Raw genomic sequence first — 22,669 nt, 5'->3', positions numbered from 1 at the left:
GATTTGACCCATGTTCAAGTATATTGGCGACATCGTTAAGGGCACTGGCACCCAGCTGCGCAGCCTGGTGATGGTGTTCTCCCACGGGTTCCGCAAACGCGACACCCTGCAATACCCCGAAGAGCCGGTCTACCTGCCGCCGCGCTACCGCGGCCGCATCGTGCTGACCCGCGACCCCGACGGCGAGGAGCGCTGCGTGGCCTGCAACCTGTGCGCCGTGGCCTGCCCGGTGGGTTGCATCTCGCTGCAGAAGGCCGAGACCGAAGACGGTCGCTGGTACCCCGAGTTCTTCCGCATCAACTTCTCGCGCTGCATTTTCTGCGGCCTCTGCGAGGAAGCCTGCCCGACCACCGCGATCCAGCTCACCCCGGATTTCGAAATGGCCGAGTTCAAACGTCAGGACCTGGTGTACGAGAAAGAAGATCTGCTGATCTCCGGCCCCGGCAAGAACCCTGATTACAACTTCTACCGTGTTGCAGGTATGGCCGTTGCCGGCAAGCCGAAGGGCGCCGCGCAGAACGAAGCCGAGCCGATCAACGTGAAGAGCTTGCTCCCTTAAGGAAGAAAGATGGAATTCGCTTTCTATTTCGCATCCGGTGTCGCCGTGGTGTCCACCCTGCGGGTGATCACCAACACCAACCCGGTGCATGCCCTGCTCTACCTGATCATTTCGCTGATCTCCGTGGCGATGACCTTCTTCGCCCTCGGCGCGCCGTTTGCCGGCGTGCTCGAAGTGATCGCCTACGCTGGCGCCATCATGGTGCTGTTCGTGTTCGTGGTGATGATGCTCAACCTGGGGCCGGCCTCGGTCGCCCAGGAGCGCGGCTGGCTCAAGCCCGGCATCTGGGGCGGGCCGGTGTTCCTCGCCGTCCTGCTGCTGGCCGAACTGCTGTACGTGCTGTTCGTGCAGCCGAGCGGCGCCGCCATCGGTCATACCACCGTTGACGCCAAGGCCGTGGGCATCAGCCTGTTCGGCCCTTACCTGCTGGTGGTGGAACTGGCCTCGATGCTGCTGCTGGCTGCAGCAGTGACGGCGTTCCACCTCGGCCGCAACGAGGCGAAGGAGTAAATCATGTCAGCAATTCCTCTCGAACACGGCCTGGCCGTCGCCGGCATCCTGTTCTGCCTCGGCCTGGTCGGGCTGATGGTGCGCCGCAACATTCTGTTCGTACTGATGAGCCTGGAAATCATGATGAACGCCTCGGCACTGGCATTCATCGTGGCGGGCAGCCGCTGGGCGCAACCGGACGGGCAGATCATGTTCATCCTGGTGATCAGCCTGGCCGCCGCCGAGGCCAGTATCGGCCTGGCGATCCTGCTGCAGCTGTATCGCCGCTTCCACACTCTCGATATCGATGCTGCCAGTGAGATGCGCGGATGAACCTACTCTTTCTGACCTTCGTCTTCCCCCTGATCGGCTTTGTGCTGCTGTCGTTCTCGCGTGGGCGGTTCTCGGAGAACCTGTCGGCGCTGATCGGTGTCGGTTCGATCGGCCTCTCGGCCATCGTGGCCGCCTACGTGATCTGGCAGTTCAACGTCGCCCCGCCTGAAGGCGGCGCGTACAGCCAGCTGCTGTGGCAGTGGATGCAGGTGGGCGACTTCAAGCCCAACTTCACCCTGTACCTGGACGGCCTGTCGGTGACCATGCTCGGCGTGGTGGTCGGCGTGGGCTTCCTGATCCACCTGTTCGCCTCGTGGTACATGCGTGGTGAAGCCGGCTACTCGCGCTTCTTCGCCTACACCAACCTGTTCATTGCCAGCATGCTGTTCCTGATCCTGGGCGACGACCTGCTGTTCATCTACTTCGGTTGGGAAGGCGTGGGCCTGTGCTCGTACCTGTTGATCGGTTTCTACTACAGCAACCGCAACAACGGCAACGCAGCGCTCAAGGCCTTCATCGTCACCCGTATCGGCGACGTGTTCATGGCCATCGGCCTGTTCATCCTGTTCCAGCAACTGGGCACCCTGAACATCCAGCAACTGCTGGTGCTGGCGCCGCAGAAGTTCCAGGCCGGTGATTTCTGGATCGTGCTGGCAACCCTGATGCTGCTGGGCGGCGCCGTGGGCAAATCGGCCCAGCTGCCGCTGCAGACCTGGCTTGCAGACGCGATGGCCGGCCCTACCCCGGTATCGGCACTGATCCACGCCGCCACCATGGTGACCGCCGGTGTCTACCTGATCGCACGTACCCACGGCCTGTTCGCCCTGGCGCCCGACGTGCTGCACCTGGTAGGTGTGGTCGGCGGCGTGACCCTGGTGCTGGCCGGCTTTGCCGCGCTGGTACAGACCGACATCAAGCGTATCCTGGCCTACTCGACCATGAGCCAGATCGGCTACATGTTCCTGGCCCTGGGCGTGGGCGCCTTCGACGGCGCGATCTTCCACCTGATGACCCACGCCTTCTTCAAGGCCCTGCTGTTCCTTGCCTCCGGTGCAGTGATCGTTGCCTGCCACCACGAGCAGAACATCTTCAAGATGGGCGGCCTGTGGAAGAAACTGCCACTGGCCTACGCCAGCTTCATCGTCGGTGGTGCCGCCCTGGCTGCCCTGCCGCTGCTGACCGCCGGCTTCTACTCCAAGGACGAGATCCTCTGGGAAGCCTTCGCCAGCGGCAACAGCGGCTTGCTGTACGCCGGCCTGGTGGGTGCGTTCATGACCTCGCTGTACACCTTCCGCCTGATCTTCATCGCCTTCCACGGCGAAGCCAAGACCGAAGCCCACGCTGGCCACGGCATCTCGCACTGGCTGCCGCTGGGCGTGCTGATCGTGCTGTCGACCTTCGTCGGCGCTTGGATCCACCCACCGCTGGCCGGCGTGCTGCCGCAGAGCGTCGGGCATGCCGGTGGCGAAGCCAAGCACAGCCTGGAAATCGCCTCGGGTGCCATCGCCATCGCCGGTATCCTGCTGGCCGCCATGCTGTTCCTGGGCAAGCGTCGCCTGGTTACCGCGATCGCCAACAGCGGTATCGGTCGTGTGCTGTCGGCCTGGTGGTTCGCCGCCTGGGGCTTCGACTGGATCTACGACAAGCTGTTCGTCAAACCTTACCTGCTGATCAGCCACATCCTGCGCAAGGATCCGGTTGACCGCAGCATCGGCCTGATTCCGCGTTTGGCCAAGGGCGGTCATGCCGCCATGAGCAAAACCGAAACCGGTCAGCTGCGCTGGTACACCGCCTCGATCGCCATTGGTGCCGTGCTTGTGCTCGGTGCCGTTGTTGTGGCTGCGGTCTGATATGAACCTTGCGACTTTGCGAAAGGAATTGAGCCCGTCATGATTTTGCCTTGGCTGATCCTGATCCCCTTTATCGGCGGCCTGCTGTGCTGGCTGGGTGAGCGCTTCGGCGCCACCCTGCCGCGCTACATCGCGCTGCTGACCATGTCCCTGCTGCTTGGTATCGGCCTCTGGCTGTGGGCCAACGGCGACTACACCCTGGCGCCTGCGCCGGGTGCCGCGCCACAGTGGGCCTACGAGTTCAAAGTGCTGTGGATCGAGCGCTTCGGCATCAGCCTGCACCTGGCCCTGGACGGCCTGTCGCTGCTGATGATCCTGCTCACCGGCCTGCTCGGTGTGCTCTCGGTACTGTGTTCCTGGAAAGAGATCCAGCGCCACGTCGGCTTCTTCCACCTCAACCTGATGTGGATCCTGGGCGGCGTGGTCGGTGTGTTCCTGGCCCTGGACCTGTTCCTGTTCTTCTTCTTCTGGGAAATGATGCTGGTGCCGATGTATTTCCTCATCGCGCTCTGGGGTCACAGCTCCTCGGACGGCAAGAAGACCCGGATCTACGCAGCCACCAAGTTCTTCATCTTCACCCAGGCCAGCGGCCTGATCATGCTGGTGGCGATCCTGGGCCTGGTACTGGTCAACTACGGCAACACCGGTGTGATCACCTTCGACTACACCCAGTTGCTCAAGGCCGACCTGCCGGCGGGTACCGAATACCTGCTGATGCTGGGCTTCTTCATCGCCTTCGCGGTCAAGCTGCCGGTGGTACCGTTCCACTCCTGGCTGCCTGATGCCCACGCCCAGGCGCCGACTGCCGGTTCCGTCGACCTGGCCGGTATCCTGCTGAAGACCGCAGCCTACGGCCTGCTGCGTTTTGCCCTGCCGCTGTTCCCGAATGCCTCGGCCGAGTTCGCGCCGATCGCCATGACCCTGGGTCTGATCGGGATCTTCTACGGTGCATTCCTGGCCTTCGCGCAAACCGACATCAAGCGCCTGATCGCGTTCTCCAGCGTCTCGCACATGGGCTTCGTGCTGATCGGCATCTACTCCGGCAGCCAGCAGGCCCTGCAGGGCGCGGTGATCCAGATGCTGGCCCACGGCCTGTCGGCAGCGGCACTGTTCATCCTCAGCGGCCAGCTGTACGAGCGTCTGCACACCCGTGACATGCGTCAGATGGGTGGCCTGTGGTCGCGCATCGCCTACCTGCCGGCCATCAGCCTGTTCTTCGCCGCGGCCTCGCTGGGCTTGCCGGGTACCGGCAACTTCGTCGGCGAGTTCCTGATCCTGATCGGCAGCTTCGTCAGTGCCCCGTGGGTCACCGCGATTGCCACCTCCGGCCTGGTGTTCGGCTCGGTGTACTCGCTGATCATGATCCACCGCGCCTACTTCGGCCCGGCCAAGTCCGACGAAGTACTGGCCGGCATGGACAACCGCGAACTGATCATGGTGCTGGGCCTGGCGGTACTACTGATTGTGCTGGGCGTTTACCCGCAGCCGTTCCTGGATACCTCCGCCGCCACCATGAGTGGTGTGCAGCAGTGGCTCGGCTCCGCTTTCACTCAACTCGCTTCGGCCCGGTAAGAGCGCTATGGACCTGACGATTCAACACTTTATTGCGCTTGCGCCACTGCTGATCACCAGTATCACCATCGTCGTGGTGATGCTGGCCATCGCCTGGCGCCGCAATCACTCGCAAACCTTCCTGCTGTCGACCGTGGGGCTGAACCTGGCCCTGCTGTCGATCATCCCGACCCTCAAAGTGGCCCCGCTGGCGGTCACCCCATTGCTGACCGTCGACAGCTTCGCGTGCCTGTACATGGCGTTGATCCTGGTCGCCACCCTGGCCTGCGTGACCCTGGCGCATGCCTACCTGGGTGACGGCGGCAAGGGTTACCCGGGCAACCGCGAAGAGCTCTACCTGCTGATCCTGATGGCGGCCCTGGGCGGCCTGGTGCTGGTCTGCGCGCAACACCTGGCCGGCCTGTTCATCGGCCTGGAGCTGCTCTCGGTACCGGTATACGGCCTGGTGGCGTATGCGTTCTTCAACAAGCGTTCGCTGGAAGCCGGCATCAAGTACATGGTGCTGTCGGCAGCCGGTTCCGCGTTCCTGCTGTTCGGCATGGCGCTACTGTATGCCGACGCCGGCAGCCTGAGCTTCGACGGCATCGGCAAGGCCCTGGCCACCACCAGCCTGCCAAGCCTGATTGCCCAGCTGGGCCTGGGCATGATGCTGGTCGGCCTGGCGTTCAAGCTGTCGCTGGTACCGTTCCACCTGTGGACCCCGGACGTATACGAAGGTGCTCCGGCGCCGGTCGCCGCGTTCCTGGCCACCGCGAGCAAGGTGGCTGTATTCGCCGTTGTGGTACGCCTGTTCATGCTCTCCCCTGCTGCCAGCAGCGGCGTGCTGACCACCGTGCTGTCGGTGATTGCAGTGGCCTCGATTCTGGTCGGCAACCTGCTGGCGCTGACCCAGAGCAACCTCAAGCGTCTGCTGGGTTACTCCTCGATCGCCCACTTCGGTTACCTGCTGATTGCGCTGGTGGCGAGCAAGGGCATGGCGGTGGAAGCCATTGGCGTGTACCTGGTGACCTACGTGATCACCAGCCTGGGCGCGTTTGGCGTCATCACCCTGATGTCCTCGCCTTACAAGGGCCGTGATGCCGATGCCCTGTACGAGTACCGCGGCCTGTTCTGGCGTCGCCCGTACCTGACGGCGGTACTGACCGTGATGATGCTGTCGCTGGCGGGTATTCCGCTGACCGCGGGCTTCATCGGCAAGTTCTACATCATTGCTACCGGCGTCGAGTCGCAGCTGTGGTGGCTGGTGGGTGCGTTGGTGATCGGTAGTGCGATCGGGGTGTTCTACTACCTGCGCGTGATGGTCACCCTGTACCTGATCGAGCCGAACCTGCGTCGTCACGATGCGCCGTTGAACTGGGAGCAGCGTACCGGTGGTGTGATGTTGCTGGCGATTGCGATTCTGGCGTTCGTGCTGGGTGTTTATCCGCAGCCGTTGCTGGACCTGGTGCAGCATGCAGGTTTGCAGTTGCTTGGTTGAGTGCTGATGCACTGACAGGACACCCCGCTTCGGCGGGGTGTTTTGTTTTTGGCGATTGAACAACCAATCCCCAGCACCGCCGTTGATCTTGATCTTGATCTTGACCTTGATCTTGATTGTCCGGCCTGTCAGGAGGCCGAGTGGAGGTGTCGTGCAGGGGGCGGGGCGTAGCCCCTTCGGCGTTAGCCGAAGCGAGCGACTGTTAGAGTTGCGCAGCAACTCGGGTCGCGTGCCCCCTGGACGGCGCCGGAGGGAGGGAACCCGGAGCGAAGCGTAGGGCCGTATGTTTGGCCGGGGACCTTTTGGTTACTTTTGCGTCCTTGCAAAAGTGACCCGCTGTAAGAGCGGAAGGCGTCATTCGCAGCGCTATCCATGCCGGATAAACACACCAATCGGTAAAATCGACGACCGTGAACATATCCAGAGCAGATCAAAAGCATGACTGCACTACAGATCACCCACTGTGCTTCGTCTGATACTTGCAACGTCAGATACCCGCCCAACCGTTCCGGAACCCCTTCGATGCACCCCACCCTGCCCCGCTCGTCCCTCGCCGTATTGATCGCCTGCACCGCCACCGCCCAAGCCAACCCAGGCATCGAACTCGGCCAGGTACTGATCCAGGACCAGGAACACAACGAACTTCAGGACGCCCGTGAGCGCCTGCAGCAAATCCCCGGGGCCACCAACCTGATCGACATGCAACAGGTCGAACAAGGCCGCGTCGCCAGCAACCAGGACGTGCTCGCCTACCAGCCCGGCGTGTTCGCCCAATCCGCCGGCAACGACGGCATCAAACTGTCGATTCGCGGCTCGGGCCTCAACCGTGCCCCCGGCGCCCACGGCTCCGGCGTATACACCCTGTTCGACGGCCTGCCCCTGACCGGCCCCGGCGGCACGCCCTATGAACTGTTCGAGCCCCTGTGGCTAAGCCGCGCCGAGGTACTGCGCGGCGCCAACGGCTTCGCCCGCGGCGCCCTGGCCCTGGGCGGCGCCATCAATTACGTAACCCACACCGGCTACGACGCCGCGCCCCTGCAGGTACGGGTCGAGGCCGGCAGCCGTGGCTACGGCAAACGCCAGGTCAGCTCCGGCCAGGTACTGGGTGACCTGGACTACTACGTCGCCCTCACCGACTCGGAATACGACGGCTACCAGGACCACAGCAGCGGCAGCAGCAAGGGTATCGCCGCCAACGTCGGCTACCGCTTCAACCCCAACCTGGAAACCCGCTTCTACCTGCGTTACCGCGAAACCGAAAACGAACTGGCCGGGCGCCTGACCAAGGACCAGATCAAGCACCACCCGCGCGCTGCCAACCCGCTGTACCTGAGCCGCGACGCCAGCCGCCCGCAACCGGGCAGCACCTGGCTGGGCAACAAGACCACCTTCTACCTCGATGACGACTCGCAACTGGAAGCCGGCCTGGTCTACCACGACTACCCCATGGACCTGCGTGAAGGCACCAAGCGCCTCAAGGTGGCGTACACCGACGTCAGCGGCACGCTCAACTACCTGCGCCGCGACACCCTGTTCGGCCGCGAGAGCAAGACCACCCTGGGCTGGCGCACCACAAAGCACCTGCCCAACACCGGGGCCTCGGAGTTCGTGCGGGTCGAGACCGACCCCACTCAGCCCATAGGCACCAAGACCCGCGACTTCACCTACCAGGGCTCGGACAGCGTCCTCCACTTCAGCAACGAACTGGAACTGGTGCCAGACCTGTGGCTGACCAGCGGCCTGGCGATGATCTATACCCGCCGCGAAAGCGCCGTCACCTATCCGGCCAGCGGCGGCAAGGTCAGCCAGCATGACTGGGACTACGCCCCGCGCCTGGGGCTGCGCTACGACTTCAGCCCCGCGCTGCAGCTGTACGGCAACCTGAGCCGCTCGGTGGAGCCTGCGCACCCCTGGGCGCTGATCTGGAGCTCGCCAGCGATCAACGGCCTGCAGACCCAACCCATCGAGCTGCGCAACCAGACCGCCACCACCCTGGAGCTCGGCGCCCGCGGCGACTCACGGCTGGGGCGCTGGGACCTGGCCTGGTACTACTCGGCCGTGCGCCACGAACTGCTGACAGTGGAAACCGTGGCCGCCAGCAGCACCACCAACGCCATCGTCGGCGAGGTGAATGCCAGCCCTACCGTGCACCAGGGGGTGGAAGCCAGCCTCGACAGCCTGCTGTGGGAACACAGCGGAGTTGGCCGGGTGTCGCTGCGCCAGGCCTACACCTTCAGCGACTTCCACTACCGCGATGACGCGGCGTTCGGCGACAACCGCCTGCCCGGCATGCCGATGCACTACTATCAGGCGCAGGTGCGCCTGGACCATCCCAGCGGCTTCTATGCCGGGCTCAACACGCAGATGGCCTCAAAGGTGCAGGTCGACTACGCCAACTCCTACCAGGCCGATGCGTATGCCCTGCTGGGCGCAACCTTCGGCTACGCCTCCCCCCGACAGGACTGGACCACCTGGCTCGACCTGCGCAACCTCACCAACAAGCGCTATGCCGCAACCGTGACGCCCGGCTACGACGACAAGGGTCTCGATGCCGCACGCTCCACCCCCGGCGAAGGCTTCGCAGCCTACGTGGGCATGTCCTATAGCTGGAAGTGACGCTCGCCAGCGGCGCCTCAGGGCAGTTGCACCTGAGGCTTGGTCGCCACGAAAATCCCCCAGCTGGACATGAACAGCGCCGCGATCAACGGCCCGATGACGAAGCCGTTGAGGCCGAACACCGCCAGCCCGCCCAGGGTCGAGATCAGGATCAGGTAGTCGGGCATGCGGGTGTCCTTGCCCACCAGGATCGGGCGCAGCACGTTGTCCACCAGGCCGATCACGAACACCCCGAAGGCGGCAAGCACCACACCCTGCCAGATCGAACCGCTGAGCAGGAAGTACGCGGCCACCGGGCCCCACACGATGCCGGCACCCACCGCCGGCAGCAGCGACAGAAACGCCATCAGCACCGCCCACACCAGCGCACTGGGGATATCCAGCACCCAGAAGATGAACCCGCCGAGCGCGCCCTGGGTCACCGCCACCAGCAGGTTGCCCTTGACCGTGGCACGCACCACGCGATTGAACTTCAGTTGCAGGCGACGCTTCTGGTGTTCGGCCAGGGGCACCGCCGTGCGGATCTTGCGCACCAGCTCGGCGCCATCGCGCAGGAAGAAGTACAGCAGGTACAGCATGATGCCGAAGCTCACCAGAAACTCGAACGTGCCCTGCCCGAAGCTGAACGCCTGGGTGGCGAAGAACTGGCTGCCCTGCATCGCGCCCTTGGCGATCTTGTCGCGCAAGCCCTCCAGATCCCCCATGCCCAGGCGCTCCAGGCCATGCTGGGCCACAGCGGGCAGCATGTCCTTGAAGCGCTCGATGTAGCCGGCGATATCCAGTTGGCCGCTCTCGATGTTCTTGTACAGCGTGGCGCCTTCCTGAACCAGCAACGTGCTGATGACGATCACCGGCAGAATCGCGATCAGCAGGCACACCAGCAGCGTGATACCCGCCGCCAGGTTGCGCCGCCAGCCCAGGCGCAACAGCAACCGGCGCTGCAACGGCGCAAACACGATGCCCAGGATCACCGCCCAGAACACCGCGCCGTAGTAGGGCAATAGAATCCAGATGAAGGCCAGGGTCACCAGGACCAGCAACCACATCAGGGCTTTTTGCTGCAATACCGATTCGTTCATGTCCGCTCCTTTGCGCTCTGATGATTAGTGCGCGGCGCACTGCAGAAAGTGCCGTTGCCGTGGATCAATAAAATCGGTGGTGCAGGCGCGTAGCATCCGCGCTTTTGTCGCGACCTTGCCATGACCCACCTCGCCCGACCCGAACTGCTCGCCCCTGCCGGCACCCTGAAGAACATGCGCTATGCCTTCGCCTATGGCGCCGATGCGGTCTACGCCGGCCAGCCGCGCTACAGCCTGCGTGTGCGCAACAACGAATTCGACCATGCCAACCTGGCGCTGGGCATCCAGGAAGCCCAGGCCCAGGGCAAGCGGTTCTACGTGGTGGTCAACATCGCCCCGCACAATGCCAAGCTCAAGACCTTCCTCAAGGACCTGGAACCTGTGATCGCCATGGGCCCGGACGCGCTGATCATGTCCGACCCTGGGCTGATCATGCTGGTGCGCCAGCACTTCCCGGCCATGCCGATCCACCTGTCAGTACAGGCCAATACGGTGAACTGGGCCAGTGTCGCGTTCTGGCAATCCCAGGGCCTGAGCCGGGTGATCCTGTCCCGGGAGCTGTCGCTGGAAGAAATCGAAGAGATCCGCCAGCAGGTGCCGGCGATGGAGCTGGAAGTGTTCGTGCACGGCGCCCTGTGCATGGCGTATTCGGGGCGCTGCCTGCTGTCGGGCTACCTGAACCGGCGCGATGCCAACCAGGGCAGCTGCACCAACGCCTGTCGCTGGCAGTACAGCGCCACCCCGGCCCAGGAAAACGAGGTGGGTGACATCGTGCGCGAAGTCCAGCCGACCCTGGGCGTCGGCGCCCCCACCAACCAGGTGTTCGTGCTGCAGGAAGCCAACCGGCCCGGCGAAGACATGCCGGCATTCGAGGACGAGCACGGCACCTACATCATGAACGCCAAGGACCTGCGTGCCGTGCAGCACGTCGGGCGCCTGACCCGCATGGGGGTACACTCGCTGAAGATCGAGGGGCGTACCAAGTCGCACTTCTACTGTGCCCGCACCACCCAGGCGTACCGGCAGGCCATCGACGATGCGCTGGCGGGGCGTGAATTCGACCGTTCGCTGATGCTCGACCTGGAGTCATTGGCGCAACGCGGCTACACCGAAGGCTTCTTGCGCCGCCACGTGCACGACGAGTACCAGAACTACGAGCGGGGCAACTCGGTGTCCGAGCGCCAGCAATTCGTGGGCGAGCTGACCGGGGAGCGGGTCGACGGGCTGGCCGAGGTCAAGGTCAAGAACCGTTTCGGGCTGGGCGATCACCTGGAGCTGATGACGCCGCGGGGCAACTACCATTTCGACCTGCACCAGCTGCGGGATCGCGCGGGCAATCCGCTGGAGGTGGCGCCGGGGGATGGGCACACGGTGTACCTGCCGATTCCCGAACAGGTGGAGCTGGGCTTCGGGCTGTTGTTGCGGGATCTGAATACGTAGCCACGCTATCGCGGGTCAAGCCCGCTCCCACAGGTAGTGCGCAACCCTGGTGGGAGCGGGCTTGACCCGCGATGCAGCCGACGCTCAACGTGGGCTGCTGGCTACAGCTGCAGTATCCGTCTCACGTATCACCTGCACCTGGTACTGCGGGTCCGCCTTGATCTGCGCCTCGGTGAATGGAATGGTGTGCCAGTGCCCGGCCGAGAACGCACGGGTCTGGTCACTGGCATGCACCGACCCCGCCTCGCTGGACTGGGAAAACGCCAGCAGCCCCTGCGCGTGCGGCCCCTTGTCATCGAAACTGACCACCTGCAGGTAACTGGTGCCGCTGATCACGGTGCGCTTGCCCCCCTCGCCCGGCACGCTCTGCATGGCGTTGTACACCCCAAGGCTCGACGGCCCGCCATGCATCGGCGTGCCGTCGCCCGCCTGCTGGATCTGCCCCCACTGCACATTCGCACTCAGCCCGGCCTCGGCCACCTGCGCCTGCGACGCCAATGCCGCCGCACGCACGGCCCTGGCCACCTCGGCACGCTCCAGCGCAAGGCCGCGTGGGGTGTGCTGGGGGTCGGCCGGATCGAATGCCACGCGCCAGAACTCACCGTGCTCCTGCAACGCCTGCAGGATGTTCTGGAAGTGCACCAGGCCGATGCCACTGGCCAGGCCGGCCTTGCCATCCCACGCCTCCAGGCTGTCGCAAACGGCCTTGAGCTGCGGATCGGCCGTCGCGCCCTTGCACCACTGCAGCAGGTCGGGCAGCGCCAGCTCGGCCAGGTACACCTTGTCGTCCATGACCATGTGGTGCAGGTCCTGCGCGCTGATCTTGCCGGGGCGGTTCAACCGCTGCAGGGCAAAGCGGCTGCGCGGGCCCAGGGGCACGTCTTCGCGGCTGATGATCGGCGAGTAGCCGCGCAGCGGCTGCGCCGGGTTGACCATCCAGGCCGAATCGTTGGAGTGCTGTACGAAATCGCCACGCAGCAGGCTGGGCTGCAGTTGCGCGGGGAAGATACCGGGCTGCGCCGCTCGCGCATCGACCTTCCAGTTGCAGGCGCTGCGCGAACCGTCGAGCACGATCAGTTCCAGGCCCGCCGCCGGGTCGCTGCACTGCGCCAGCAGCGGCGCATCCACATAGGGCACCACCGACTGGTTCAGGTACAACGCCTGCCCGCTGGCATCCACTGCCAGGGTGTTGACCCAGGGTATGCCCTGCAGGCGCTGCACCGACTGCTGCAGGGCCTGCAGGCTGTCGGCCTGGTTCATGCTGTACCACTGCTGCAGCACGCGGGTGTTGCCCAGGTTGGCATCACGCAGGCTGAAGGCCACCTGCCCGGTCCAGTCCAGCCGCCCGGGCCACTGTACCAGCGGGCCATAGATCGTGCCGTACAGCTCGCGGGTGACCACCTGCTGCTGGCCGTCCTCAGCCTTGACCGACACGCTCACCGGCTGGCGGGTCATGGGGGTGGACACGCCGTCGAGCAGGTAGCGGGTCGAGTCTTTCGGGTCCAGTTGCAAGCGGTGCAAGGTGAAGTGCCGGGAGGTGTCGACAGTGTGCGTCCAGGCCAGATGCCGGTTGAAACCGATGTTGATCAGCGGCAGGCCGGGCAACGCGGCGCCCATCACGTTCAGCTTGCCGGGGATGCTCAACTGCATCTGGTAGAAGCGCATGCCACCCACCCACGGGAAATGCGGGTTGGCCAGCAACAGGCCACGGCCATTGGCCGAACGCTCGTGCCCTATCGCCACCGCGTTGCTGCCGCGCTCAAGCGCAAAGTTGGCCTGGCGCGCCTGGGCCACACTGAAGGCCGCAGCCGGCAACCCCGCCGCTGCACCGGGGGGCACGGCACCGGCCACGGCTTCGACGAACTGCCCGGCCCCACCCTCGACCAGCAGGCGCCGGGTCAGCTTGACCAGGTCCAGGGCGGTGATGGGGCGCAGCCACTCGGCCTGCTGGCACGGGGCAGGCAGGCCCTGGGCAGTGCGCTCGACCAGCGCGCGGTTGTAGCCCAGCGCGTAGCCTTCGAGCAATGAACGGATCGGCGCCGGTTGCGCCTGCCAGTACGCAGACACCGCCGCAGGCGTGTTCAGCCAGGTGAAAAACACGTCGCTGGCCAGGTTTTCACGCTGCTCCAGGGTCTGCGCCTGCGGCCCGAAGAACCGCGAGCGCTCACCGTTGACGGTCACCACTTCGTTGGCCAGCAGGCACAGGTTGTCCTGCGCGTAGGCATACCCGATGCCATAGCCCAGGCCACGCTCATCGCGGGCCACGATGTGCGGCACACCGAAGCTGGTGCGGCGGATCTCGGCCCGGGCCTCGCCCGGCGGCGCCTCGCGGGCGTGGGCTGAACAACTCAGAGCAACCAGCAGGGCCGTCAGGCAGAACGAGGGGATCGAGCGATTGGCAGACACGCGGACTCCGGCAGCATCAGGGTGAACGAACATCCTGACTAGACGAATTTCATCATGAAAATTTACCGCTTTTGCGCCGCTCGTTCGTCTCTCTCTACATAAAGGCAATATTTTTTGCCTTGCCGATGCAGATTTGCCGCGCTCGTTCGTCTTATAGAGTGAGAGCACCACACGCAAACTGGACAAGCTCGGGAAAGGGAGTTTTCACATGTACAACCAGCAACAGCCAATCACACCGCTGCGTTTCAGACGCAAAGCCCACGCGCCGCTGCCGGAAAAGCCCGAAGCGGCTGAACCGGACCGCGCCGGCAACGAACATATCCGCGAACTGCTCAAGGCATTCGGCCTGCGCACCAGCCTGATCCGGCTGAAGGTCATCGATGCGCTGCACGCGGCCGCCAGAGAGGGGCGCAGTATCGGGGTGCGCGGGGTGCACAGCCAGCTCGAGCAGCTGGATATTCCGCTGTCGTTCCTGAGCGTTCGCGAAGTGCTCAAGCGCCTGTGCGTCGAAGGTGTGATCAGCCTGGGCAGCGACAAGTGCTACAGCCTCAACCCCGAGGCTCGCGCGGTGCTGGAACAGCCGGTTTCACGCTAGGCCAACGGCCGGGTGACGCCGGCCGCAGCCTCGCAAGCGGTCAGAACTTGACCTTGCGCCGCATGATGCCGTTCACGATCACGGCCAATACGGCTACGCCGATGGCGATGTACTGGAACACCTTTTCGCTGATCACGCCGGCGTTCTGCAGGTACGAGCCGCCCAGCATGATTGCCAGCACCACCAGGGCAACCAGGATCGAGTATTTCAGGCGTTGAGCTTGAGTCATTGAAAAATCCTTACGACAACGGGTTTGAGGGCCCTACTGCGGCCGGCGGCCATGATACAACGCCACGTCACGCAGGAGGATGTTTCCCGGTTTTTCCCGACGCGACAACCTGAAATCATCCGCCAGGTGTGCCCGTGCCCTGCGTTCAGGGTTGAGCAACCTGAACCACAGCGCTGGAGCAGGCTCGCCGTAGACACGCGGCCACGCCCTCCCTGGCGCCGCTGGTTCCTACAACAGACCACCGACTTCCTCACGCAATGTGTACGGAAAGACTACCTCCCCTGACCCGCTTGCTGCCTAGATCTCCCCTTGGCGGTTGACCGAGAATTCCTTCAGGCCACTTGGCAGTTCAACGCTGTCGACGTGGGGCGCGCCGCACCTGGCAAGGATGCTCAGGCACGGACGGCACCCGATGAAGTGGCCCCTTCGCTCATACCGCCAACAAGGAAGTCATCATGGAACTGTGTGACCTGAACAAGATCGACATCGAACAACTGCCCCAGTCACTGCAGATGCTCATCGAATGCATCGGGCTGGAGCATGCCTACCGCCTGACCACCATCTACGGCGGCCGCCCCAAGTACATTCCCAAGCACCGCGAGCGCACCACGCTGGCCGAGATCCTGCCAACCGAAGCGCTGGATGCATTGATCAAGCGCTACGCCGGCATGGCGCTGGAGATTCCCAAGGCCGACCACTTCAATCGCCAGCTGCGCAACCAGCAGATCCAGCAGGAAAGCTCCAATGGCCAGTCACGCAGCGTGCTGGCCGACAAGTACGGGTTGAGCCTGCGCCAGATCGGCAACATCCGGCGCCAGGAAGCGCACACGCGCTAGACACACCCCGCACACAACAACGCCAGGCGCGAGCGGTCGCGCCTGGCGTTGTTGTGTGCGCAGCCCTTGACTGGCCGTATCAGAAGTCGCGCTTGTAGAAGATATCCAGCGAGCTGGCGATACCGCTGGCAGCCTCCAGGTAGACCTTCTTGCTGAGCAGGTAGCGCAAGGCGATGGTGTTGGCCGGCTCGAACACCCCTACGCCGTAGCGCAGGCTCAGGCGCTCGGTCAGCTTGCCGCTGGCCACCACGCTGGTGTTGTCACCGCTGCCCTGGGTGTCGAGCTGGAAGTCCTCGATGCCCAGGCTCGATGCCAGGCTGCCGGTAATCCCCGCGCTGCCCGCCAGGCCCAGGCCCAGGGCCGCCTCCGCCAGCATGTTGTTGTCTTCGCCGGTATTGCCCAGCGGACGCCCCAGCACCAGGTACGACAAGGCCTGCTCCTGGCTCATCGCCGGCTCGGAAAACACCTGGGTGGTGGGCTGTTCGGCGCTGCCGCTGAGGCGGATGCCGGCAATCACGTCGTCGGTCTGGCGAATGGCCTCGATGTCCAGGTAGGGCTGGTCGATCGGCCCGGCAAACAGCAGGCGCGCACGACGGATGGTCAGGCGCTGGCCATAGGCCCGGTAGCGCCCATCGGCCAGGCTGAGCTCGCCACGGGTATCGAGGTTGTCGCCAATGTGCACGCGCCCCAGCAGGTTGGCGGTCAGGCCGAAGCCGCTGAATGCCAGCTTGTCCTGCCCCACCTCCACGTCGATGTCCATGGCCACGGCCATCGGCGCCTTGCCCTGCTCGGTCTGGTGGCCGACGATGACCGTGTCATCCGACACCTTTACAGTCGAAGGCGGCAGTTCGCGCACGGTGATCTTGCCCTTGGGCACCAGCACCTTGCCGGTGACCGCGAGCTTTTCGCCGATCATCTGGATCTTCAGGTCCGGCGCCACCTCCAGGTTGGCGTAGGGTTCGACGGTGACCGGCAGGCGCTGCCCCTGCAGTTGCAACTCCACCGCCAGGCCCTGGGCCCAGCCGATCTGGCCACTCAGGCGGCCCTGGCCGACCGGGCTGCTCTTCCACTCGCCGCCCAGTTGCACCTGCTCGCCTGCGATCTGTGCCCGCAGGCTGAGGTCGCTGAGGCTGATGGGCAACTCGGCACCCGACACTTCGCCATTGCTCAGCGTCAGGTTGCCGTTGACCTGGGGCGCCAGCAGCGTACCGGTGATCTGTCCGCTGCCGTTGAGCTGGCCAGCCAGGCGCTCGACCATCGGCGCGAACGGCCGGCCCACCGACAGGTCCAGCCCGCTCAGGCGGAAGTCTCCGCTCAGCGGCTTGTTGCGCGCCAGTGGGTCGATACGCGCCGACAGGGTCAGCTCGCCCAGGCGCCCGCCCACGAACTCCAGGCGCGTGTCCACGCGGCGCGGGCCCAGGGTGCTGTTCAGGCGCAGCGCCTGGTACGGGAAGTCCAGCCATCGATCCTTTTCCCGCACCCGCAAGGTGCCGCCACTGGCGTCTACCACGATCGACCCCTTGGGCCCGCTGGCCGGCAGGTCGAGGTTGATGTCGGCATTGAGCATGCCCTGCCAGGCGAAGTCCTTGGGCAACCACTGTGCCAGGCTTTGCAGCGGGAACTGCTTGAGGTGGTAGCGCAGGCGCGGGTCGGGCATCAGGCGCTGGTCTTCACCACACAGGCTGGCCTGCCCGGAGCGCCAGCAATGGGCGCCGAAATCCACCTGCCCATTGGCCAGGCGCTGCAACCTGGCCGGTGCCTGCAGCTGCCAGTCCTGCCCGCCCGCCTGCACCTGGCCGCTGGCCAGGCGTCCGCGCCAGTTGCCCTTGTCGAGCTGACCGTCCAGGCCCAGGTCGAGCTTGAGTTGCGGCCCATCGAGGGCCAGTTGCAATTGCTGCTTGCCAATGTCGCCCTGGCCTTTGGCGGTCAGGGTGCCCAGGTTGGTTTCGCCCAGGCGGATCGACCCGGCCTGCAGGTCGATCAGGGCACGCTGGGCGCTGTCCAGCCGGGCGTCCAGCTCAAGGCGTTGCACGCGGTTTTCGGCCTGGCCCAGTTGCTGGCCCTGCAAGGTCAGTTGCCCCTGCGGCGCCTTGAGCGTACCGGCCACATCAAGCCGGCCCTTGAGCTGGCCTTGCAGTTGCGGCCACAGCTGGCCCAGGCGCGGCAGGTTGAGGTCAAGCTGACCGGCCAGGCGTTGCTGCACACTGGCGCTGCCGTTGATCTTGTTGTCCCCCAGCTGGATCAGCAAGGTGCCCAGGGTCCAGTTCTCGCCTGCACCGTCGGCCTTGGCCTGCAGCACGGCGGGCTGGCCGCGCAATCGCCCCTTGAGGTCCAGATCGGCATTCAGGCGCAGCGTGTCGCCCTTGAGTTCGCCCTTGCTGCGCAGCGGGCCCGCCAGGGTGCCCGGCAGCTCGGCCAGCCAGTACGCCGGGTTGAGCGCCGACAATTCCAGTGCCGCGTCCCACGCCACGCCCTCGGCAAACTGCACGGCGACGCTGCCGGCCACCTTGCCCTGGCCGGCTTCAAGGGCCAGCTGTGGCAGGCTGACCTGGCCCAGGTCGCCCTTGAACGGGCTGCTGACCTTGAAGGCACCTGCCGGCCCGTCCAGGTCGCCACTGAAATCGCCCTGGTAGTTGCCGTCGCGGTAGTTGACCTTGGCGTTCAGGCGCCGCAGCGTGACCTGCGGAGCCTCGTCCAGCGGGTACAGGCGCAGCCACGGGAAGTCCAGCCAGTCGATGCTGGCATCGGCAACCAGACCGCTCTGCCAGTCGGCAGTGGCGCTGAGCGTGACACGCTGCTGCGCGGCGGCGCTCAGGTCCAGGGCGGCGATCTGGGCGCCCTTGGCATCCACCCGGCCACGCAGGCTCAGGCTGATCGGCCCCTGCTCGGCCGGCAGGCGGCCGGCGCCCACCAGTTGGTAACCTTTTGCCAGGTCGCCATAGGCACTGAGTTCCAGCTGCTCGAACTGCAGGGTGTCCGGCAATCCGGCCGATGGCTTGAAGCCGGTGGCGCTCAGGCGTACCTGGGCCGGCAGGTGCTCGGCCAGGGGCCGCAATTGACCCGCCAGGCGCCCTTGCAGGTAGCCGCTGCTATCGGCCTGCAGGTCGAGGCTTTTCTGCAGGTCGCCTTTTATCTGCACCGCCAGTTGCCAGGGCTGGTCGTCGATGGCCGGCAGTTGCACCTGACCCTGCAGCTGCAACGGCCAGTCACCCACCGGTTGCAGCAGGCCGCTGAGGTTCAGGCTGAGGTCTTCGCGTTGCAGGTTCAGGCTGTCGATCTGCAGGCCCTGGGCGGTCCAGTGTGCAGCCAGTTGCAACTGGCTCAACTGCTCGCTGCCGTCCAGATGCAACTGGCCGACCTGTACTTCGCCCAGTTCGATCGCCACTGGCAACTGGAGGCTGGGCAACTGCAGCGGCCCGCTGTCGGGCGCTGCCTCGCTGGGGGCGAAGTCCAGGTTGACCTGCCCGGCGCGCAGCTGGTCGATGCACAAGGTCATGCGCAACAGGCAGCCGGGCGACCAGGCAAACACCGGTGCAAGCACTTCGACCCGGTCCTCGCCCTGCTGCCAGATCAGCCGATCGGCCTGCCATTGCCCGCCAAGGCGGCCTTGAAAATTGTCCAGCTGCAAGCCCGGCACCAGGCTCAAGGCCCAGCGGCTGCCGGCCTGGGTACCCAGCAGGATACCCACGGCCAGCACCAGCACGACCAGCAGCGCCAGCAGGGCCAGCCCGCCGCGTTTCAACACCTTGCTCACAACTCGGGCCCCATGGAAAAGTGCAAACGTATGCCGCCGTCATCGTCCAGCGCCTTGGCCAGGTCGAGCCGCAGCGGGCCGACCGGCGACACCCAGCGCACACCGAAGCCGACGCCGGTCTTGAGGCTGGGAAGCTCCAGGCTGTTGAACGAGTTGCCCTGGTCGACGAAGGTCGCCAGGCGCCACTTCTCGGCGATCGAGTACTGGTACTCGGCACTGGCGGCCACCAGGTAGCGCCCGCCGATACGGTCGCCATCGGCGTTCTTGGGTGAAAGGGTCTGGTAGTCGTAGCCACGCACGCTCTGGTCGCCACCGGCAAAGAAGCGCAGCGAGGGGGGCACCGACTTGTAGCCGTTGGTGGCGCTGCCGCCGAACTGCACCCGGCCCAGGAAGCGGTGGTTCTGCGCCACGGTGGTCAGGCCCTTGAGCAGCACGTTGCCATGCAGCAGGTTGGTGTCGGACAGCAGCCCTTCCTTGGCCACCTGCGCGTCGAACTGCAAGCGGTAGCCGTTGTGCGGGTCGATGCGGTTGTCGCTGCGCAGGTAGCTGTAGCTCACACCCGGCATCAGCAGGGTGCTCAAGCCCGAATCGTCACCCAGACGGTACTCTTCGCGCTGCCACTTGAGCGATACCACGCGCTGCCAGCCGCTGGGCAGCTTGCTGTGCCATTCCGGGCCCACGGTGAGCAGTTTGCTGAGGCTGTCGGTACCGGCGATCTCTTCGTTCTGGTAGCCGCCGGCAAAGCGCAGCTTGTCGGTCAGCGGCGGGTCGAGCGGTATGTCGTACCACAGGCCGACGTTCTGGCGCGGCGCCGAAAGCTCGGTTTCCAGGCCATAGCTGTGGCCTTGCGGGTTGACCCAGTGGCGGGTCCAGTTGGCCTTGCCGCGCGGCCCGACGTCGGTCGAAAAGCCCAGGCCCAGGCCCATTGTGCGGGGCTTGCGGGTTTGCAGTTGCACCTCTACCGGGATGCTCTGCGCCACGGCGGCAGTGGGCGCAGCGTCGACCCGCACGCCTTCGAAGTAGCCGCTCGATTGCAGCGCGTTGTTCAGTTCGGCGATCAGTTCGGAGTCGTAGGGGGTGCCTTGCTTGAAGGGCACCATGCGTTGCAGCAGGCTCTCGTCGAACGGCGCGTCGCCTTCGAAGCGGACCTTGCCCAGCTGGTAACGCGGGCCGCTGTCGTACACCAGTTCGATGTCCGCCACACCCGCCGCCGGGTCGACCGCCAGGCGCTGGCGCAGGAAATGCCCGCTGAAGAAACCATAGCGCGAGGCCTGGTTCTGGATCAGCCGCTTGGCGTCCTCGTAGTTGCCATGGTTGAGCACAGCCCCAGGCCGCAGCGCCTTGCTCGAAGGAACCCGGAAGGCCGTCATCTCGCTGGCCGGGCCCTCGACGCGCACGGTCACCTCGCGCAGGCGCACCGGCTCGCCCGGCTCGATGCTGAGCACCAGTTGCGGGCCCTTGTCGGCCTTGGGCGAAGGTTTGACCTGGCTGTCGATCTGCGCCTGGTAGTAGCCCAGCGCCTGGGCGGCTTTTCTGGCCTGCTCCACGGCGCCGCGGCTGAAGCGTAGCAGCGCTTCTTCATCGCGGGTGCCAAGGCTGCCGATATAGCCTTCGACGTTGGCCTTGAGCTCGTTGTTGGCGGGCTTGATGCGTACTACCAGCTCGCTCTGTGCGTACACCGCGCAGCTGGCAACCCATAAAATCAACCCGCAGGTGAATCGTCCTGAATACGTCATAGGCGCGGATGCTACCAGAGCTTGGCGGTTGCCCGCAGCTCGCCGACGGTCTGATACATCACCCCTTCAGGCCTGTGCCTGGCGCAAACGCTGGGGATTGGGATGAAAAAACACATGCTCGCGGATTGGTCCTACAGCAATTTCACCGATTTCCAGGTAGCCCTGTCGCTTGTAGAACTCGAGGTAGTGGTCATTGCCGGTATTCAGTACCACCCCTTCGGACTGTTCGTCCTCGGCGCACCAGTCATGCAGCGCCAGCAGCAACTGTTCGCCATAGTGATGGCCCTGGAACTGCGGGTGAATGCCCAGGAGCGGCAGCACATGCACCGCGTCGCCCGGCACACAGGCCATGACCGCGGCCTGGTAGTCCAGGTAGCGCCGGGTACAGCGCAGGCCGGCGCTCAGCAGCATGCGCAGGCGCCACGCCCAGCTCTCGGTGATGCCCAGGCGACGCTGCGGCGGGGCGATCAGGGCAATGCCGATCAGCCGGTCCTGCACCAGCAGGCCCAGCGCCGGCAGGTCCTGGAAGAAATGCTGACGCACCAGCTCGCGTACCGTGGCGCGCACGCGATGGTCGTAGCCGGGGCGATCGGCCTCGAACAGGTAGCGGAAGGTCGGCTCATGCCGGTAGGCCTGGTACAGCAGCGAGCGCGCCTCACGGCTGTAGCCGCTGTCGAGCTGACGAACTTCGGCCGGTACGGCAGGGGTATCGGACATGGTGACTCTCCTGGTGGGCTTCAATGCCTCTTTCTGAGTAGTGCGCGCTGGCCAACGTTCCCTTTGACTATAGGCCAGGACGCCACGCGTGCTGACACGCCGGGCGCCATCGGCTAGCATTCCCGATTTGCTCAGGATTGCGCCCCCCATGAAGATCGTCTCGTTCAACATCAATGGCCTGCGCGCCCGCCCCCATCAACTGGCCGCGCTGATCGAAAAGCACCAGCCGGACGTGATCGGCCTGCAGGAAACCAAGGTGTCCGACGAGCAGTTCCCGCTGGCCGAGGTGCAGGCGCTGGGCTACCACGTGCATTTTCACGGGCAGAAGGGCCACTACGGTGTCGCCCTGCTGTCGCGCCAGGCGCCGCTGAGCCTGGTCAAGGGCTTCAGCACCGATGAAGAGGACGCGCAGCGGCGTTTCATCTGGGGCACCTTCGCCGACGAGCACGGCAACCCCATCACCATCATGAATGGCTACTTCCCCCAGGGCGAAAGCCGTGACCACCCCACCAAGTTCCCGGCCAAGCAGCGCTTCTACGAAGACCTGCAGGCCCTGCTCGAATCCCGATTCCAGAACGACCAGCCACTGGTGGTGATGGGCGATGTGAACATCTCGCCCGAGGACTGCGACATCGGCATCGGCCCCGACAATGCCAAGCGCTGGCTGAAGACCGGCAAGTGCAGCTTCCTGCCCGAAGAGCGCGAGTGGATGGCGCGCCTGAAGAACTGGGGCCTGACCGACAGCTTCCGCCATCTGCACCCGGAAGTGGCCGACCGCTTCAGCTGGTTCGACTACCGCAGCCGCGGCTTCGAGGACGAGCCCAAGCGCGGGCTGCGCATCGACCTGATCCTGACCTCCCAGGCATTGCTGCCGCGCATCAAGGCCGCCGGGGTCGACTACGAGTTGCGTGCCATGGAGAAACCCTCCGACCATGCGCCGATCTGGCTGGAACTGAACTGAGTCATGCGCTCGATGGCAGT

Annotated in this window: 17 protein-coding genes; 11 read left to right on the top strand and 6 right to left on the bottom strand. The window is 65.0% G+C overall.

All coding sequences use genetic code 11. The features are described from left to right. Positions 1-10 precede the first annotated feature (10 nt). From nuoI to JZZ72_RS01650, 7 genes are all read left to right on the top strand, one after another. On the top strand, positions 11-559 hold the full coding sequence (gene nuoI / locus JZZ72_RS01680; protein WP_009400993.1) for an NADH-quinone oxidoreductase subunit NuoI: 549 nt from the start codon (positions 11-13) through the stop codon (positions 557-559). A 9-nt stretch (positions 560-568) separates the two neighbouring features. Next, entirely contained in the window at positions 569-1,069 is a 501-nt protein-coding gene (gene nuoJ / locus JZZ72_RS01675) for an NADH-quinone oxidoreductase subunit J (protein ID WP_043860871.1), read from the top strand. A 3-nt stretch (positions 1,070-1,072) separates the two neighbouring features. Then, a complete protein-coding gene (nuoK, locus tag JZZ72_RS01670; protein ID WP_010220409.1) occupies positions 1,073-1,381 on the top strand; it encodes an NADH-quinone oxidoreductase subunit NuoK in 309 nt (102 codons plus the stop codon). After that, complete coding sequence (gene nuoL / locus JZZ72_RS01665; protein WP_043860872.1) at positions 1,378-3,231, top strand: NADH-quinone oxidoreductase subunit L; 1,854 nt, start codon at positions 1,378-1,380, stop codon at positions 3,229-3,231. The genes nuoK and nuoL overlap by 4 nt, the downstream gene beginning before the upstream one ends. 39 nt (positions 3,232-3,270) lie before the next feature. Beyond that, on the top strand, positions 3,271-4,803 hold the full coding sequence (nuoM, locus tag JZZ72_RS01660) for an NADH-quinone oxidoreductase subunit M (protein ID WP_043860873.1): 1,533 nt from the start codon (positions 3,271-3,273) through the stop codon (positions 4,801-4,803). A 7-nt stretch (positions 4,804-4,810) separates the two neighbouring features. Then, complete coding sequence (gene nuoN, locus JZZ72_RS01655; RefSeq protein ID WP_043860874.1) at positions 4,811-6,280, top strand: NADH-quinone oxidoreductase subunit NuoN; 1,470 nt, start codon at positions 4,811-4,813, stop codon at positions 6,278-6,280. A gap of 522 nt (positions 6,281-6,802) precedes the next feature. Then, on the top strand, positions 6,803-8,896 hold the full coding sequence (locus JZZ72_RS01650) for a TonB-dependent receptor family protein (protein ID WP_210013944.1): 2,094 nt from the start codon (positions 6,803-6,805) through the stop codon (positions 8,894-8,896). A gap of 17 nt (positions 8,897-8,913) precedes the next feature. Here JZZ72_RS01650 and JZZ72_RS01645 read toward each other — a convergent pair whose 3' ends face one another. Next, on the bottom strand, positions 8,914-9,975 hold the full coding sequence (locus JZZ72_RS01645; RefSeq protein ID WP_043860876.1) for an AI-2E family transporter: 1,062 nt from the start codon (positions 9,973-9,975) through the stop codon (positions 8,914-8,916). Between the two features lie 120 nt (positions 9,976-10,095). On the opposite strand from JZZ72_RS01645, the gene trhP reads away from it, so the two are divergent. Continuing rightward, positions 10,096-11,415: a prephenate-dependent tRNA uridine(34) hydroxylase TrhP gene (gene trhP, locus JZZ72_RS01640; RefSeq protein ID WP_043860877.1), complete on the top strand. Its 1,320-nt coding sequence runs from the start codon at positions 10,096-10,098 to the stop codon at positions 11,413-11,415. 84 nt (positions 11,416-11,499) lie between these two features. On the opposite strand, the gene pvdQ is transcribed toward trhP, so the two are convergent. Then, positions 11,500-13,821: a bifunctional acylase PvdQ gene (pvdQ, locus tag JZZ72_RS01635; protein WP_058541222.1), complete on the bottom strand. Its 2,322-nt coding sequence runs from the start codon at positions 13,819-13,821 to the stop codon at positions 11,500-11,502. Positions 13,822-14,029: 208 nt separating this feature from the next. Here pvdQ and JZZ72_RS01630 point away from each other — a divergent pair, with 208 nt between their 5' ends. Next, positions 14,030-14,416, top strand: coding sequence for a fe2+ zn2+ uptake regulation protein (locus JZZ72_RS01630; RefSeq protein ID WP_088515161.1), 387 nt, complete (start codon positions 14,030-14,032; stop codon positions 14,414-14,416). A gap of 40 nt (positions 14,417-14,456) precedes the next feature. On the opposite strand, the gene JZZ72_RS01625 is transcribed toward JZZ72_RS01630, so the two are convergent. Further along, positions 14,457-14,645, bottom strand: a complete 189-nt coding sequence (locus tag JZZ72_RS01625; protein ID WP_043860879.1) for a hypothetical protein — start codon at positions 14,643-14,645, stop codon at positions 14,457-14,459. 455 nt (positions 14,646-15,100) lie between these two features. On the opposite strand from JZZ72_RS01625, the gene JZZ72_RS01620 reads away from it, so the two are divergent. Beyond that, positions 15,101-15,481, top strand: coding sequence for a Mor transcription activator family protein (locus tag JZZ72_RS01620; protein WP_043860880.1), 381 nt, complete (start codon positions 15,101-15,103; stop codon positions 15,479-15,481). A 79-nt stretch (positions 15,482-15,560) separates the two neighbouring features. On the opposite strand, the gene JZZ72_RS01615 is transcribed toward JZZ72_RS01620, so the two are convergent. The 3 genes from JZZ72_RS01615 to JZZ72_RS01605 all read right to left on the bottom strand — a co-directional run bounded on the left by JZZ72_RS01615 (position 15,561) and on the right by JZZ72_RS01605 (position 21,688). Then, positions 15,561-19,235 carry a translocation/assembly module TamB domain-containing protein gene (locus tag JZZ72_RS01615; protein WP_058541223.1) on the bottom strand — a complete coding sequence of 1,225 codons (3,675 nt, stop codon included), beginning with the start codon at positions 19,233-19,235 and terminating at the stop codon, positions 15,561-15,563. Then, entirely contained in the window at positions 19,232-20,971 is a 1,740-nt protein-coding gene (locus JZZ72_RS01610; RefSeq protein ID WP_043860882.1) for an autotransporter assembly complex protein TamA, read from the bottom strand. Before JZZ72_RS01610 ends, JZZ72_RS01615 begins: the two co-directional genes overlap by 4 nt. Positions 20,972-21,037: 66 nt before the next feature. Beyond that, positions 21,038-21,688, bottom strand: a complete 651-nt coding sequence (locus JZZ72_RS01605; protein WP_043860883.1) for a GNAT family N-acetyltransferase — start codon at positions 21,686-21,688, stop codon at positions 21,038-21,040. Positions 21,689-21,836: 148 nt separating this feature from the next. Here JZZ72_RS01605 and xthA point away from each other — a divergent pair, with 148 nt between their 5' ends. Continuing rightward, positions 21,837-22,649: an exodeoxyribonuclease III gene (gene xthA / locus JZZ72_RS01600; protein WP_043860884.1), complete on the top strand. Its 813-nt coding sequence runs from the start codon at positions 21,837-21,839 to the stop codon at positions 22,647-22,649. Positions 22,650-22,669 lie beyond the last annotated feature (20 nt).

The sequence above is a fragment of the Pseudomonas palmensis genome (assembly GCF_017848315.1).
GTDB lineage: Bacteria > Pseudomonadota > Gammaproteobacteria > Pseudomonadales > Pseudomonadaceae > Aquipseudomonas > Aquipseudomonas palmensis.
The sequence above is the reverse complement of the archived record's forward strand: the minus strand, read 5'-3'. Positions and strand labels throughout refer to the sequence as shown.